The following is a 14,529-nucleotide window of genomic DNA, read 5'->3' on the forward strand; positions in this document are numbered from 1 at the left end:
TGGCCGAGCCGTCAGTTCGGCTGGACGGTGATCATGAACTCGTGGATGCCGCGGGTGGGCATCGAGTGGTACTCGATGACCTGATCCGGCGCCAGCGTGAACCGCGGGATGCGTTCGATCAGACGCTCCAGGACCGTCAGCATCATCACCCGGGCGTAGTTCGACCCCAGGCAGCGGTGCGGCCCGATGCTGAACGCGAGGTGGTTCTTGTCCTTGCGGTGCAGGTTCCAGGTGTGCGGATCGGGGAACTTCGCCGGATCGCGGTTCGCGGCGTTGTAGGACGTCCAGACCTTCGCACCCTTGTCGAGCTCGGTGTTGCCGATCTGCACCGGGCAGGTGGTGGTGCGCTGCAGCACGGTCACGTTGGTGAACATCCGCAGCCCCTCCTCCACCGCGGCCGGCACCAGCGACGGATCGGCCACCAGTTCGGCCAGGTCGTCGGGATGGGTGGCGAGGTGGTGGATCGTCCCGCCCAGCACGGTGCCGGTGGACTCCAGACCCGCGATCGCCAACGGGAGGACGACGGCGATGCGTTCGGACCGGGTCGGTTCCTTGCCGTCGATCTCCTTCACGTGGCACACCAGGCTCACCAGATCGCCCTCGATCGGATTCTGGGTGCGCTCCTCGATGAGGTCGTTGATGGCGTTGTAGAGGCTGGTGTAGGCGTTCGCCGAATCCTCGGCGGTCTCACCGACGAAGATGTCGTGTCCCCACTTCATCCAGTCGTCGATCCGGTCGTCACCGAGATTGAGGATGTTGGTGAAGACCGACTTCAGCTGCAGCGGCCGCAGGAAGTCCTCCATGACCCGGAAGCTGCCCTTGGCGATGCCGGCATCGAGCAGCGCGTCGACCGAGGCTCGGATGGACGGGATGAACCGGCGCATCTTCTGTTCGGTCAGTTCGGGATTGAGGACCTTGCGCCAGTCGGTCTGGGCGGGCGGGTCGAGGTCCTCCGGAAGGAAGCGGCCCTCATTCTTCGGCGGCTCACTACGGTTGTCGTGACCGAGGATGGCCACCCCGTCCTCAGAGGAGAAGCGCTTCCAGTCCCGCAGGATCTTGAAGTTGTCCTCGTACCGGGTGGCGACGTAGCACGGGGTGCTGCCCTGCATGTGAACCGCCAGCTCGCCGCTTTCCTGCAGCCGGTTGATCTCGGTCCAGAAATTCTCGTTGAAGTGGTCCGACCACAGATCGATCGGACAACCGCCCGTCTTGGTGGCGGCATCCTGCAGTTGTTCGGTCATTGCGACTTTCTCCTTCTCAACCAACGGTGATCGCGGCCTCGGGACAGGATCCCGTCACGTCTGCCGGGTCGATCGAATCCGGCAGTTCCCCATCGCCTTTGACGACGGCGGTGCCGTCCTCCTGGGCGTCGAACAGATCGGGGAACAGCGCATAGCAGCGGCCGTGCGCCTGGCAGTACTCGATATCGACGGAAATTTTCTTCATCGGTGTCTCCAACCTCCTATGCTCGGGCCAACTGACCGCCGTCGACGGGGATGGCGGCCCCGTGGATGTAGCGGGCCTCGTCCGAGGCCAGCCAGGCCACGGCATTGCTGACGTCCTCGGGCTCGACCCACGGGATGGGGAGCAGAGTCAACTGGCTGAACAGTTCGGCGGCGTCTTCCCGCGTCGGGTTCTCCAGGTGCGGGAGGAACATCTTGAGCAGCTTCTCGTTGAGCGCCATCTCGGTGTTGACCGCACCCGGATTCACCGAGTTGACCCGGATGTTGTGTCGCCCCACTTCATTCGCCAGCGACAGCATCAGGCCCTGCACACCGTGTTTGGACGCCGCGTAGTGCGACTGACCGGGCGCTCCCCGTAGGCCGACGGTGGAGCTCACGAAGATCACCGAGCCGCCCTGACCGCGTTCGATCATCGACGGCAGCACCGCGCGGCAGGCGTGCCAGGCACCGATGAGGTTGGTCTGCAGGATGTCGGACCACTGTTGATCGGTGAGGCTGACGACCTCACCCTGGTTCGAGATGCCGACGTTGGAGACCAGGATGTCGATGTGGCCGAATTCGGCCAGGGCCTCGTCGACCACGGCCTGCAGCGAGGCCAGGTCGCGGACGTCGGCCTGGCGGGCGATGATCCGCCGGCCCTGCTCCTCGACGAGCCGGACCGTCTCCTTCAGCTCCTCGGGTGACCCCTGGGCGTAGTCGAGGTTCGGCTGCTGGCGGCAGAGATCGATGGCGACGATGTCGGCGCCGTCCTGGGCCAGTCGCACCGCGTGGGTCCGTCCCTGCCCGCGTGCGGCGCCGGTGATGAATGCGACCTTGCCCTGCAATCGGTTCATGCGCGCTCCCTGGCCACGTGCGGATACTCGAGTGCTTCGTCGTACCGGATCCACCCCGGCGTCGAGGCCGTGATCGGCATCACGAAGAAGCGTTGATCGACATGTTCGTCATGATGTTCCGGAAAGTCAAGAGATCATCATGATGAGTTTTCCGCACGGTGGGGTGCATTCTTTGCCGAAGCAACGCATTGGCGTGCTACAGCTGGGATTCAGCGCAGGCCGCAAACGGCGCCCGTTCGCTGCGACGGGTGGAGATCAGCGGACGAGATCAGGGTGTCAGAGCCATTCGATGGGCTGATCCAACGGAACCGGGATGTTCTCCCGGACGAAAGCGGTGACGCCCTCGAGGTGTGACCGCATCAGGGCGCGCGCCCGGCGGGCGTGACCGGAGATCACCGCTTCGGCGATGTGACGGTGTTCGTCGACGAGGACGTCACGCAGGCTGCGCGGGTCGCTGAGGACGGCCACATGGTGGGAGACGATCTGACCGTAGGTCTGCAGGCTGAGCGCCAGCACACGGTTGTTCGACAGATCCGCCACGGCGCGGTGGAAGGCGGTGTGCCCCTCCAGATACGGGGCGAGTCCCTCGGCCGAACCGTCGTGATCGGTGAGATAGGGTGTCATCCGCGCGGAACGCAGTTGCGCGTCGGGGTTACGCGCGGCACGCTCGGCGAGTTCGCCCTCGGCCCACACCCATGCCTCGAGCAGTTCCTCGTAGGTGGCGTCGGCCATGTTGTAGAACAGCGCCGACACCCGGCCGAGATGGCCGGCGTCGACGGTGCCCACCACCGGTCCGCCGCCGGGCCCGCGGCGGATCGAGATCATGCCCTGTACCTCGAGCAGCCGCAGGCCTTCCCGCAGTGATTCCCGGCTGACGCCGTACTGCTTGAGCATCGTGGCCTCCAACGGGAGGCTGTCACCGGGTTGCAGGCCCTTGGTCTTGATCTCGTCGACGATCATGCGCGCGACCGATTCCGCGGCCTTGAGCGGACGCAACAGCGAGACCTCACCGCGGTGCTCGTCCCTGGCCGTCCTGGCCCCGTTCGCACCCGCTCGGCTGTTCTGCGGCCTGGTGTCGCGCACCCCGGCGCTCCGGGCCCCGGTGTTCTGCACTCTGCGCGGCACGTCATCCCCCATCCGTAAGGCCGACCCGCTGCGCCGGCGCTGCGACCGTCCGGCCGCCGCAGCGGGTGGATCACCCGAGCTTCGGGACACCAACCCCAGCCGGTCGGCCGCTGCGGCGAGGCGATCCCGCTTCTCGTCGAGCGTACGGCCTTGCCACACAGTGTCGGCCCAGAGCACCAGATCTGTCATGTCGTGATCGCGGTACCGGCCGACCTCGTCGACGGACGGTATCCGCACGTAACAGGTGAACGGACCGGGGCGGCCGTGCTGCTCACGGACCCGGCGGATCTCACGCACCATCCGCAGGGCGTCGTCGAACTCGGGGGTACCGGAGGTGAACCAGCCGTCTCCCAACGTGGCCGCCCGGGCCAGCGCCTTCGGGCCGTTCCCGCCGAGCACCACCGGGATGTCGACCGGCCTGCTGTGCACCTGCACCCGGTCGATGCGGAAATGCCGGCCGTGGTGGGAGAACGGTTCTCCCCGCCAGGCCGCGCGAAGGATCGCGAGGCATTCCTCGGTGCGCGACACCCGGGTACGGAAGGGCACGTCGAAGGCATCGAACTCCTCCTCCAGCCAGCCCACCCCGACGCCGAAGACGACCCGTCCGCCGCTCAACTCCTGAACGGTGATCGTGGTGCGTGCGGTGTGCAGGGGGTGCCGCAGCGCAGCGACATAGACAGCGGTGCCGAGCTTGATCCCCGTGGTCACCGCGGCGATCGCGGCGTGCACCGCCCACGGGTCGATGAGTTCGGTGCGTTCAGCGACCAGCGGCCCGGAGTGGTGCTGTCTGGTTCCGCTGGTGGGATGCGCACTCCGCTGCGTCAGCGGGCGCACCACATGTTCGCCGAGCCACAGGGTGTCGAAGCCCAGCTCGTCCGCGCAGGCCGCCAGTTCCACCAGCTCGCCGCCGGCCATGCCGTACGCGCTCAGCCCGATCGTCGCCAACTGCCGCTCCTACTCCCGTTGTCCGGAACAGTAGCGAACAGTAGCGGCAATTCCTCATGATATGAAGAGGGTCCCGCCGGCCACCGCCCTTCCGGTCGGCCGCCGGCGGCCCCGGCACCGGATCGGTTTCGGCTCAGTCGCCGAGCGCGACCTCGGGTGTTCTGGCCATCAGGATCCGACGGACCTTGCCGGCGTCGTCCAGCGCCAGGGTGGCGTTGAACGACGCCTCGAACAAGCCTCCGCGAGTGGTCCGGCCGACGGCCAACTCGATTCCCCCCGTGCAGGCTCCGGCGTCGATGTGGTGGACCAGAACGCCCTTCTCCCGCTGTGCAAGATAGGCGATCAGCCCGTTCCGATCGCCGACGAACTCCGCCGATTCCCCCGCGCCCCGGGAGAACAGCACCGCCATCCGGAAATCGGCGCCGATCATCGACAGCACCCGGTCGGGGTCGTCGGAGTCCATGTACGCGAACCACCGGGCCAACACCGGCGTCGCCGCCGCTGCGGCCGTCATACCCTCCCCTCCCCGGGCAGCACGGCGAAGTCGGCGAGGAACGACACCTGATACCGGTCGATCAGACCGGCGCCGTCCATGTGCATCGCGCTGACGAAGTATCCGGTTGTGGTGGCGCCATTCTCGACGACTGCCCCGAAACCGAACTCGACGTCATCGTGGCGGGCGATCCGCATCAACCGGTGTACCCGCTCGACGGCGGGCCGGTTGCGCAGATAGTCCAACATGTCCGCTCGGCTGTGACCGCGTCGCTCACCGGTCGGCAGGATCATCACGAACTGCACATCGCCGGCCAGCATGGCCACCGCGTCGTCCAGCCGTCCGCTGTCGACGGCGGCGTAGTACTCCTCCATCGAGTAAGACATGAAATGAATTTAGTTCGTTACATGCCCGGTGTCGAGACCGTCTTGCGGTTCCGCACGCCGCTTCCTATGGTGAACTGAATCCAGTTTGAGGAGCAACGTGGCCGCTACCATCTCCGCGTCGGCACCCTTCCGGATCGGTGCACTCTCCCTTCGTAATCGCCTGGTGGCCACCGCACACGGTTCCGGTGTGGTGGCCGGCGGACTCGCCCGGCCCGGCGACGACGACTACTGGCGCCGCTGCGCCGCCGGCGGTGCGGCGATGGTGATCGCCGGCGGTACGGTCGTGAGCCCCGATTCGGCCAACCGCACAGGAAACATCACCGAAGCGTGGCGGCCCGAGGCCGTCGACGGTCTGCGACGTCGCGCATCGGCGATCGCCCGGGAAGGGGCGGTCCCGGTCTGCCAACTGGTGCACCTGGGCCGCGAGACCCTGGGAGCCGAGATCTGGGAACACCCCGTCGCTCCCTCCCCGGTGCGGTCACCGCGGGAACCCGTGCGCGCCAGGACCATGTCCGAATCCGACATCGACCGGGTGATCGACGACTTCGTCGTGAGTTCCCGCCACGCCGCGGAGGCCGGGTTCCGTGCGGTGGAACTGCATGCCGCACACGGTTATCTGCTGGGCCAGTTCCTGTCCCCGGCGATCAACCGGCGACCGGATGCCCAGAACACGGCCGGGCGGGTGCGGATCCTGCACCGGTTGCGTTCCGCCATCGTCGAAGCCTGTCCGGATCTCGTCGTCGGCGTGCGGGTCTCGGTTGAGGACGCCGACGAGGGCGATCTCGGCCTGGACCGGGTGTGCGAGATCCTCCCGCTGCTGGAACCCTTCGACTACCTCAATGTCACGGTCGGTGTGCGGACCACCTACGTCCGCGACATGGCGACCGCCGCACCGCCATTGCTGCCCCACATCGAGCGGCTGCGCGGGGCGACGAGCAAGCCGTTGCTGGTGTCGCAGGCCTTCCGCTCGCGGGACGACATCGAGTCCGCGCTGCACCGCGGGGCGGACCTGATCGGTCTGGCGCGTCCCCTGATCGCCGACCCGGAGCTGCCGCGAAAACTGATCAGCGGCGCGGACTCCCGAATCCGGCCGTGCGTGTCGTGCAACGAGGACTGCCGCTCGTTCACACCGGTGCTGCTGTGCACGGTCAACCCGACTCTCGCGCCGCCCGGGCAGAGCGCACGCCCGGCGACACCGCTGCGGTTCGGCACGGCGCCGGGCACCCCGGCGCGGGTGGCGGTGGTGGGTGCCGGCCCAGCCGGCCTGGAGGCCGCCCTCCGCCTCGCCGGCAGCCACGACGTCACGCTGTTCGAGAGCACCGACCGGATCGGCGGCCAGTTACGGATCGCCGCCGAGGCCCCGCACCGCACCGGCTGGGCGCGGCTGCTGCGGTTCTACGGTGAGAACCTCGACCGGGTGCGCCTCGAGCTCAACCACCGGGCCGGCCCGGATGATCTCACCGGGTTCGGGGAGGTCGTGATCGCGACCGGGGCGACCGAGGCGGCGACCGATCACACCATGTCGGCGACATCGCTGATCGGCGATCACAGCACGGAAACCATCGGCAACCGGGTGGTGATCGTCGACGACGGTTTCGGCTACTGGCTCACCATCAGCGCGATCGAAACCGCACTCGCCCGCGGGGCTCAGCACGTCACGGTCCTGGTGCCCGGGCCCGCGTTCGCCGCCACCATTCCGCCCGAATCGCGAGTCCAATTGCTGCGCAGGCTGACCGGCGAGCCGGTCGACATCGTCGTGCAGGCCGCTCTGAGCCATGTCTCCGCCGCCGGCAGCCGTTACCGGTTGACCTATCGGAACACCCTTTCCGGCCAGACCACCGGATTGACCTGCGACCGGGTCGTCACCGTCGGGGAACGGATCGCATCCGACTGGCAGGGGCTGGCCACCGCGCTGCCGCAGGCCCGGGTCCAGGTGATCGGAGACGCGGTGGTGCCGCGGCGCGTCGCTCACGCCGTCGCCGAGGGATACGCCGCAGCGCAACGCATCCGGGCCTGACTCGCCGGCGGATCCGCCGCGGGCGCTCCGGTCCCTGGGCAGCCGCTTCTAGTCGGGATCCGGAGCAGACGCCGCGTACAGCCGCTCCACCTGGGTGTACTCGGAATACCGCGAAACCAGTCCGCGCGGCCGGCACTGCACGCTGATGACGGCGGGCGTCACATAGAGCCGACCGGTGGTGCGCACCCTGCCCTTGATTGCGACCTCGGCGAAACCGACGTCGTCGCACACCGCCGCCCGGACGACGACGATCTCGAAACCGTCCGGGAACAACACCTCGGTCACGCTCTCGCCGGGGCCCACTCCGCCGATTCTGCTCCGGTCCAGACCGACGACGTCGATGACCGCGTCATCGTCGAAGTACGAACGGTAGGAAGGCTTGTCACCGCCGGCCACGGCGGTCAGGATCCCGGCCAGCACCGCCGCTGTCCGCCGGCCGGCCTGGCCCCGCCCACACGCCTCGAGGACGTCGAGGCCCCTCACCGCGGGGCCGGCCGGAGGCGACGAACTCCACTGGTCAAAGCCGTCGAACATCCGTCGCCTCCGGTCGTCGCCCTGCCGGGGAATCCGTCGTCACAGACTCTCCGCGATGAGGTAGGCGTGGGTGATCCCGCGACTCAGCGCGAACCCGCTGTTGTAGCCGGTGCCGGAGGTGGTGAAGGCCGCGCACGACCCGATCGCGTACAACCCCTCGATGACGGACCCGTCGGGTCGCAGCACACGGGCTTCGGCGTCGACGCCGATGCCGCTCATGCCGATTCCGGTACCGAGCACCTTCAGGCGCAGACCGTGGAAGGGCGGCTTGCGGATGGGTCCGAGCAACGGGTTGCCGTCGTTGTTCGGATCGCCCAGATTCCGCGCGATGTAGGCCACCGACCCGCGGCCGAAGTGCGGGTCCTCCCCGCGCTCGGCCCACCGGCTGAACTCGGCCGCGGTCTCGGTCAGGGCATCACCGTCGATACCCAGTGCCGTGCCGAGTTCCTTGAGGGTCGGGGCACTGGTCACCAACCCCTCGGGGTACTCACCGCCCGGCGGGGTCTCCTGCAGCCCGTACTTCTGGCGGTGGTCGTCGTCCCAGATCAGGAACATCGGCCAGTGCCGGTCGTTCTCGGCGAACGCCTTGTCCATGATGTCGACCCAGTACGAGTCGTCACAGAACCGTCGGCCCGAGGAGTCCACGATCATGCTGTGCGGCAGACACGCCTCGGGTCCGTGGGAGAACCCGGTGCCGACCTTCGACGGCCAGCCCGGCATCATCGGGACGGTTCCGGCCGGCCAGGTCATCGTCGCCGCGCCCACCGACCGGGCCAACAGCAGGCCGTCGCCCCGGATGCTGTCCGGCGCCACGCTGCCGAAGTCGCCCTCTTCGACCCCGATGAACTCGCGCATCAGTTCGGGATTCCAGTCGTAGCCGCTGGTGGACAGCACCACGCGCCCCTGCCGGGAGACGGACTGTCCCGCGTGCTGAGCGACCGCCCCGACGACCGCGCCGTCGCGGGTCAGCAGCTCGGTGACCCGGTGCCCGGTGAGGATCTCGACATCGCCGTCCACCTCGAGCAGCCGGCTCAGGAACGCCGCGACGACACCGGTGCCGAAGGTGAGGTGACGGGACCGGTCGTTGGCGAAGATCTCCTTCTCGTCACGGCTGGCGACCATCGCCCGATCGTCGATGATGTTCTCCGACCTGTCCCCTGCCGAGCCGTCCCGTGCCGGGTCGTCGAAGTTGCGCCGTCCCTTGGCCAATGCCTCCGCATAGGTCGTGCCCATCGGATGGTACGGACCGATCCTGAGCTTGTCGGCCCACGGCCCCAGACGCTGCCTGTCGACGGGCGCGGCGGTGATGTAACGGCCCTCGGGCAACGCTCCCTTGGCCTGCTCGTGGTAGTCGGCCAGCCCAGGGATGACGGTCCATGTGATGGCGCCGACGTCCTCCCAGTATCTGGCCGCCACCGGCGCGGTGGTGATCCACCGCTCCATCGCCTCTTCGTCGAGCAGTTCGGGATGCCGGGACGCGATGTCGCGGATGTAGGCCCGGACCCTGTCCAGGTCGTCATCGATGCCGGAGTCGATCGCCGCATGGTTGGCCCCGATCCACACCAACCCACCCGAGTACGCGGCGGCGCCGCCGAGTTTGTCGTCGCTCTCGAAGATCGTGACGGGAACGCCCTTCAGTGCTGCACCGAGCGCCACGGCGATGCCGGACAATCCGCCACCGACGACGATCAACCGATCCGTCACTGGACCGTCGCCTCCTGATGCACGATGACGGTCCCGGCCACACCGTCGACGGTGATGGTGGCGCCGTCGGGGATCCGTGTCGTCGCCGCCGGCGCGGTGACGGCGGGCAGGTTGTACTCACGCGACAGGCACGCACCGTGGGCCAGCAGCCCGCCGGTCTCCAGCACCAGCCCGCCGATCACCAGGAAGACCGGGGTCCACGCGGGGTCGGTGCTGTTGGTGATCAGCACATCCCCCTGCTCGACCCGGCCGATGTCATCGAGGCTGGTGATGACGCGTGCACGGCCGGTGTAGGTGCCGGGCGACGTACCGAAACCCTGGATCCCGGAGCCGTCGTCGGCCACCTGGAGCTGCTGGGCCTCGGGGTCCACCCATTCGCGGCCGTTCTGCATGAACTCGGGCGGCACGAATTTCCCACTGGCGTACTGCTCGAACGCGTTGCGGCGGCCGATCACCTTTGCCTGGCACAGCCGGGCGTTCCCGGTCCCGTGCAGCAGTCCGAACAACTCGTCCTCGGTGAGGAAGTAGAAATCGTCCTCCCGCGGCAGCAGGCCCCGCTCGTGCACCCGCCGGCCGACCTCGGTGAAGGCCAGCTTCTTGGCGTACGTGACGCGGTCGAGGTGGTGACGCTGGTTGTCACGGTGCAGCATGAACCGGACCACGTACTTGTACACCGTGTTGAAGGCGGCGACCCGCAGCGCGCCCATCGGCTGGTTGCGGAGCCGGTCGAGGACATCGGCCACCGCGGCCTCGCGTCGCCGCTGCAGTTCCTTCTCGGCCGCCACCGGATCGAAGCTGCCGTCGCCGGACAGCAACGCCTTCAGCAGGCGGTAGTCGATCGCCGGATCGTCGAGCCGCCGCGGGAAGTAGAAGTCACGGTCGGCATGTCCCCGATGACCATGGAGGTCGAGGAACTCACGGTACTGCGCGTAGACGGACGCACCCTCCGGAAGGTCGGCGAGCCGGTCGAAGAACTCGGTCTCCGAGCTCTTCTCGAACAGCTCCCGCACCGCGGCATTCGAGCGGATCGCCGAGGCCAGCTGCCAGAGGTCGATGTTCTCCTGCATGGTCCGGGTGCGTTCCGGCAGCCCGGTGATCAGGTCGGTGAAGATGTTGGCGTTGGTGCCGTCATACCACGAGGCAAGCATCTTGCCCAGGATCGTCATCGCGTTGGCGGCGTGGATGAACCAACCCGTCCACTGGCTGTAGTGCTTGTTCTCGGCGTAGTCGGTGTACTGCTTGATCAACCGCCGAAGTGCCTCATCCGACCAGAGTTTGAGCGCCTCCGGATCGAGTCTGCCCCGCTCCGGGACCTTTTCGAGGTCGTAGTTGTCGGCCTCCTTGAACCACTCGTAAAGGCCGTTCTGCGTCATGAACTGGATCCTGGCGAGCATCCGCACGTACTCCCGCCAGGAGAACGGCCAACTCGCCGCGGCTTTCCGGTCCGCACTGTTGAGCCAGGCCACCGACCCTTCCCGCATGCTCTTCGGGATGGCATGGCTCACCAACGCCTTCTGGTATTCGGAGTTGGTGTAGACCTCGGCCTTGAAGTACTTGTGCCGGCGCTTGGCGGCCACGTCGGCGAAGCCCCAGTCGAGCGCGGAACGCACGCCCGCGTTGGTGAAGCCCCGAGCCCGGACCGAATAGAACAGCGGCGTGATCGGGCCGGTCCAGAACTCGTCTGCGAACTTCCGCGTCCAGATCGCCTCGGGTTCGTCCTCGGCCTCCTGCCAGGCGTCGACGTCGGAGTCCCAGGTGAAGTCGACACCGGTGATGGCCCGGGACTGCAGGACGAAGATCTCATTGTCCTTGACCGCCCATTCGATGTCCTGAGGCAGACCGTCGAAGTACCGTTCGATCCTGCGCGCGAGCTCGCCGAGTCGCACGACGGTGTCGTCGGCGATCGACCACGCCTCCCGCTTGGGTTCGGGAGTGGGAACCGAGACGGTGCTGTCGGGCCCGTCCGGATTCCGCTTCACCGTGACGGCCTTGTCACCGAGCATGCGCTCCTTGATGGCCAACCTGTCCTTGCCCAGGACGAACTGGTCGGGGTTCACGATGCCGGACACCAATCCCTCGCCCAGCCCCCAGCAGGAGTTGACGACGATCTCGTCGGTGTTGCTCGTCAGCGGGTTGGCGGTGAACATCACCCCCGCCGCGTCGGCTTCGACCATCTGCTGCACGACGACGGCGAGCTTGGGCAGTGCCCCTGGGGCGTGGCCTTGTTCGCCGCGGTAGGCGATCGCCCGGGAGGTCCACAGCGACGCCCAGCACTTCTTGACCGCCTCCAGCAGCGCGTCCTCACCGGTGATGTCGAGGAAGGTGTCGTGCAGACCCGCGAAGGAAGCGTCGGCCATGTCCTCGGCGGTTCCGGAGGACCGGACCGCGACGTATCCGCCCAACTCCGAATACCTCGCCGCGACCTCTTCGGCCAGGGCAGGCGGGATCTGCCCGTTGAGGATCACCTCTTGGATGGCCGTGGCCTGTTGCTCCAACGTGTCGACGTCGTGGTAGACGAATGCCGCGGCGCTCTTCGCCACGGTGTCGGTGAGCTTGTTGTGGGCCAGGAAAGCGTCGTAGGCGTCCGTGGTGATGGTGAAACCGGGCGGAACCGGGAACCCTGCCGCGCTGCACAGCATGAGATGCCGACCCTTGCCGCCGACCAGGGCGCGCTCGGTCAGCTGCGCGCTTGCCGCGCTGTCGGTCGCCGCGCTGTTTATCTGAACGATATTCGGCATCGCTATCCCTCTCGATGAACCTGCCGTCACGACGCGGTGCGGGACTTTCGCGTCACCGGTCACCACGTCACCCACGGCAGACGATCCGCCGTCCGGAATCGTCCGGCGCCGGACGCCGCAATACATGAAGTGAACTCTGTTCATGTTGGAATGTAGTGACCTGCACCTCAATCGTCAAGAGGAATCATCCAACCCACATCTCGGACCGCCGGCGTCGGCGAGCACACCAGCCGAAGCGCCGCCGCCCGCCCCTCGGCGATGGCGTGCGAGACCCGTCGTGGCATCACACAGTCGCCGATGGCGAGGCTGGTCTGGCCGTCGAGATGCGGTATCGGCCGGGCGGTGCGCACCCCGGTCCGCACGGCGAGGTCGCCGCGGATGACCTCCGAAACGTCCGACCCGTTGTGCGCGATCGTCAACGTATCCGTGCCGGACGCGAGGACAGAGGCGTGCACGATCACCCGGACCGGTCTGCCGCGGAGGCGTTCCATCAGCTGGAGCCGCGACTCAGGCGGAACCCCGCCGGCGAAGCCGGATCCCGGGGTCAGGAAGGTCACCGAGGATGCGCCGCGTGCCAGCGCGGTCTCCACCAGGCCGACCGCCGGCCACCAGCCGAATCCGTCGTCGATCACGATGGGCGCCTCGGCCGGCGGCGCATCGAGCAGATACTCGGTGGTCGTCACCGTCGGCATGGCCAGATCCGGCCCCGAAGCCACCTCGGTGGCCCCGACGGCCCAGACCACCGCGTCGAAACCGGCGAGGGTGCGAGCGTCCTCGATCGGCGAACCGAGCCTCACCTCGACACCCGCGTCCGCGAGTTGACGCCGGTAGTAGTCGATCAACTGCGCCCACCCGCCGCGGCCCTCGGCGCGCAGCGCCAGCGCGAGTTGCCCGCCCAACCGGTCGTCGCGTTCGAAGAGCGTCACCTCGACATCGCCGGTCCGGACCAGTGACAGCGCACATTCCATGCCGCCCGGGCCCCCACCGACCACCGCGACCCGGTCACTTCGGCCGGGCGGGGTGCGCGACACGTGCAGCAGGGTCGGCTCGGCGGGTCTGCGCTCGGCTCCCGGCGGCGCCAGGTCGGGGTTGACCGAACACATCGCGGTCGGGTCGAATGTCCGGCAGTCCTCATTACACGAGACACACGGCCGGATCTCGCCATCGCGGCCGTCGAGCAGCTTGCGGGCGAACTCATGGTCAGCCATGTAGGGGCGGGCCGCGCCGACCAGTGTCGCCCCGCCGTCGCGTAGCACCGATTCGATGTCGGCACGGGTGCGGAATGAACAGGACACCAGCAGCGGCACGTCGAGGGCGTCCGACAGCGCCCGGGTCTGTCCGAGCAGCGGGGGCCGGGTGGTGGCCATATCGCGCACGTAGTACCCCCGCACGCCGAAGCTGACGTTGACATAGTCGACCGGGGCCCGCGCCTGCATCACCTCGCACACCTCGGCGATGTCGGTCACGGAGAGGCCGCCCGGATCGTTCTCCACCGAGAATCTGACCCCGAGGACCGTCTCCTCCGGGACCGCTGCCCTGATCGCCTCGATCGTCTCGAGCAGCATGGTGGCCCGCCCGACGACGTCACCGCCGTACCGGTCGGCGCGGTCGTTGACCACCCGGGAGAGGAACTCGGCGATCAGGTAGCCGTGGGCTCCGTGGATCTCGACCCCACCGTATCCGGCCGCCACCATGTTGGCCGCCGACCGCGCGAAAGCCCGGACCACACCCCGGATCTCGGTCTCGGTGAGGACGTGCGCGGCCACCGGCTCGCGGGGTCCCCGCACGGCGCTGGGAGCCTCGAACGGGAAGAACGTCTGAGCCCCGAGGGTTTCCCGGCCGAGGTGGCCGAGCTGGACGACCGCGAGCGCGCCGCCGGCGGCGATCGCATCGGCGCGCTTGCGGAATCCCGCTGCGGACCAGTCGTGCCACGCCTCGCCGAGGTAGCGGCTGCGCAGCGTGGCGTTCTTGGAAACCTGCACTCCACCGGTGATGATCATCGCCGGACCGCTGCGGGACAGCCGGGACCAGTACGCGGCATCCGTCTCGTTCGGCATTCCGTCGTCCACCGCGGCGATGCCGTGCGCGGTGGCGACCAAGCGGTTTCGCAGCCGCACGCCGCGCAGCTCCAGAGGCTGCGCCAACAGACTCCGCTCAGGACGTCCGGCCTGTTGCTCCATGGGGCTTCCGTTGGGGGTGGTCAACACCGCTCCTCACGAAATCAATTCTCACATCGAAGAATTCGACCGTCCGGCAAGAGTCTGACCACGAATCGCGCCGCAGCGGCCGGA

Annotated in this window: 11 protein-coding genes; 1 reads left to right on the forward strand and 10 read right to left on the reverse strand. The window is 67.9% G+C overall.

Annotation, left to right across the window (positions count from 1 at the left end):
- Positions 1–11: 11 nt before the first annotated feature.
- From CKW28_RS14360 to CKW28_RS14390, 6 genes are all read right to left on the reverse strand, one after another.
- Complete coding sequence (locus tag CKW28_RS14360) at positions 12–1,241, reverse strand: cytochrome P450 (protein WP_003926947.1); 1,230 nt, start codon at positions 1,239–1,241, stop codon at positions 12–14.
- Between the two features lie 16 nt (positions 1,242–1,257).
- Positions 1,258–1,458 carry a ferredoxin gene (locus CKW28_RS14365; protein WP_197700591.1) on the reverse strand — a complete coding sequence of 67 codons (201 nt, stop codon included), beginning with the start codon at positions 1,456–1,458 and terminating at the stop codon, positions 1,258–1,260.
- A gap of 4 nt (positions 1,459–1,462) precedes the next feature.
- Entirely contained in the window at positions 1,463–2,296 is an 834-nt protein-coding gene (locus CKW28_RS14370) for a mycofactocin-coupled SDR family oxidoreductase (RefSeq protein WP_003926949.1), read from the reverse strand.
- 276 nt (positions 2,297–2,572) lie between these two features.
- On the reverse strand, positions 2,573–4,366 hold the full coding sequence (locus CKW28_RS24160) for a TIGR03619 family F420-dependent LLM class oxidoreductase (protein ID WP_003926950.1): 1,794 nt from the start codon (positions 4,364–4,366) through the stop codon (positions 2,573–2,575).
- A gap of 133 nt (positions 4,367–4,499) precedes the next feature.
- The gene (locus tag CKW28_RS14385; protein WP_040547345.1) at positions 4,500–4,880 is read right to left on the reverse strand and encodes a hypothetical protein; all 381 of its coding nucleotides are present in this window, start codon (positions 4,878–4,880) and stop codon (positions 4,500–4,502) included.
- Entirely contained in the window at positions 4,877–5,245 is a 369-nt protein-coding gene (locus tag CKW28_RS14390) for a hypothetical protein (RefSeq protein WP_040547347.1), read from the reverse strand. Before CKW28_RS14390 ends, CKW28_RS14385 begins: the two co-directional genes overlap by 4 nt.
- Before the next feature lie 109 nt (positions 5,246–5,354).
- Here CKW28_RS14390 and CKW28_RS14395 point away from each other — a divergent pair, with 109 nt between their 5' ends.
- A complete protein-coding gene (locus tag CKW28_RS14395; RefSeq protein ID WP_040547839.1) occupies positions 5,355–7,262 on the forward strand; it encodes an oxidoreductase in 1,908 nt (635 codons plus the stop codon).
- 48 nt (positions 7,263–7,310) lie between these two features.
- On the opposite strand, the gene CKW28_RS14400 is transcribed toward CKW28_RS14395, so the two are convergent.
- The 4 genes from CKW28_RS14400 to CKW28_RS14415 all read right to left on the reverse strand — a co-directional run bounded on the left by CKW28_RS14400 (position 7,311) and on the right by CKW28_RS14415 (position 14,382).
- Positions 7,311–7,796: a nuclear transport factor 2-like protein gene (locus CKW28_RS14400; protein WP_003926954.1), complete on the reverse strand. Its 486-nt coding sequence runs from the start codon at positions 7,794–7,796 to the stop codon at positions 7,311–7,313.
- A 39-nt stretch (positions 7,797–7,835) separates the two neighbouring features.
- On the reverse strand, positions 7,836–9,500 hold the full coding sequence (locus CKW28_RS14405) for an FAD-binding protein (protein ID WP_003926955.1): 1,665 nt from the start codon (positions 9,498–9,500) through the stop codon (positions 7,836–7,838).
- Positions 9,497–12,238 carry a PEP/pyruvate-binding domain-containing protein gene (locus CKW28_RS14410; RefSeq protein WP_003926956.1) on the reverse strand — a complete coding sequence of 914 codons (2,742 nt, stop codon included), beginning with the start codon at positions 12,236–12,238 and terminating at the stop codon, positions 9,497–9,499. Before CKW28_RS14410 ends, CKW28_RS14405 begins: the two co-directional genes overlap by 4 nt.
- A 167-nt stretch (positions 12,239–12,405) precedes the next feature.
- On the reverse strand, positions 12,406–14,382 hold the full coding sequence (locus CKW28_RS14415; protein ID WP_162292335.1) for an oxidoreductase: 1,977 nt from the start codon (positions 14,380–14,382) through the stop codon (positions 12,406–12,408).
- Positions 14,383–14,529 lie beyond the last annotated feature (147 nt).

The organism is Mycolicibacterium thermoresistibile, from assembly GCF_900187065.1.
GTDB lineage: Bacteria > Actinomycetota > Actinomycetes > Mycobacteriales > Mycobacteriaceae > Mycobacterium > Mycobacterium thermoresistibile.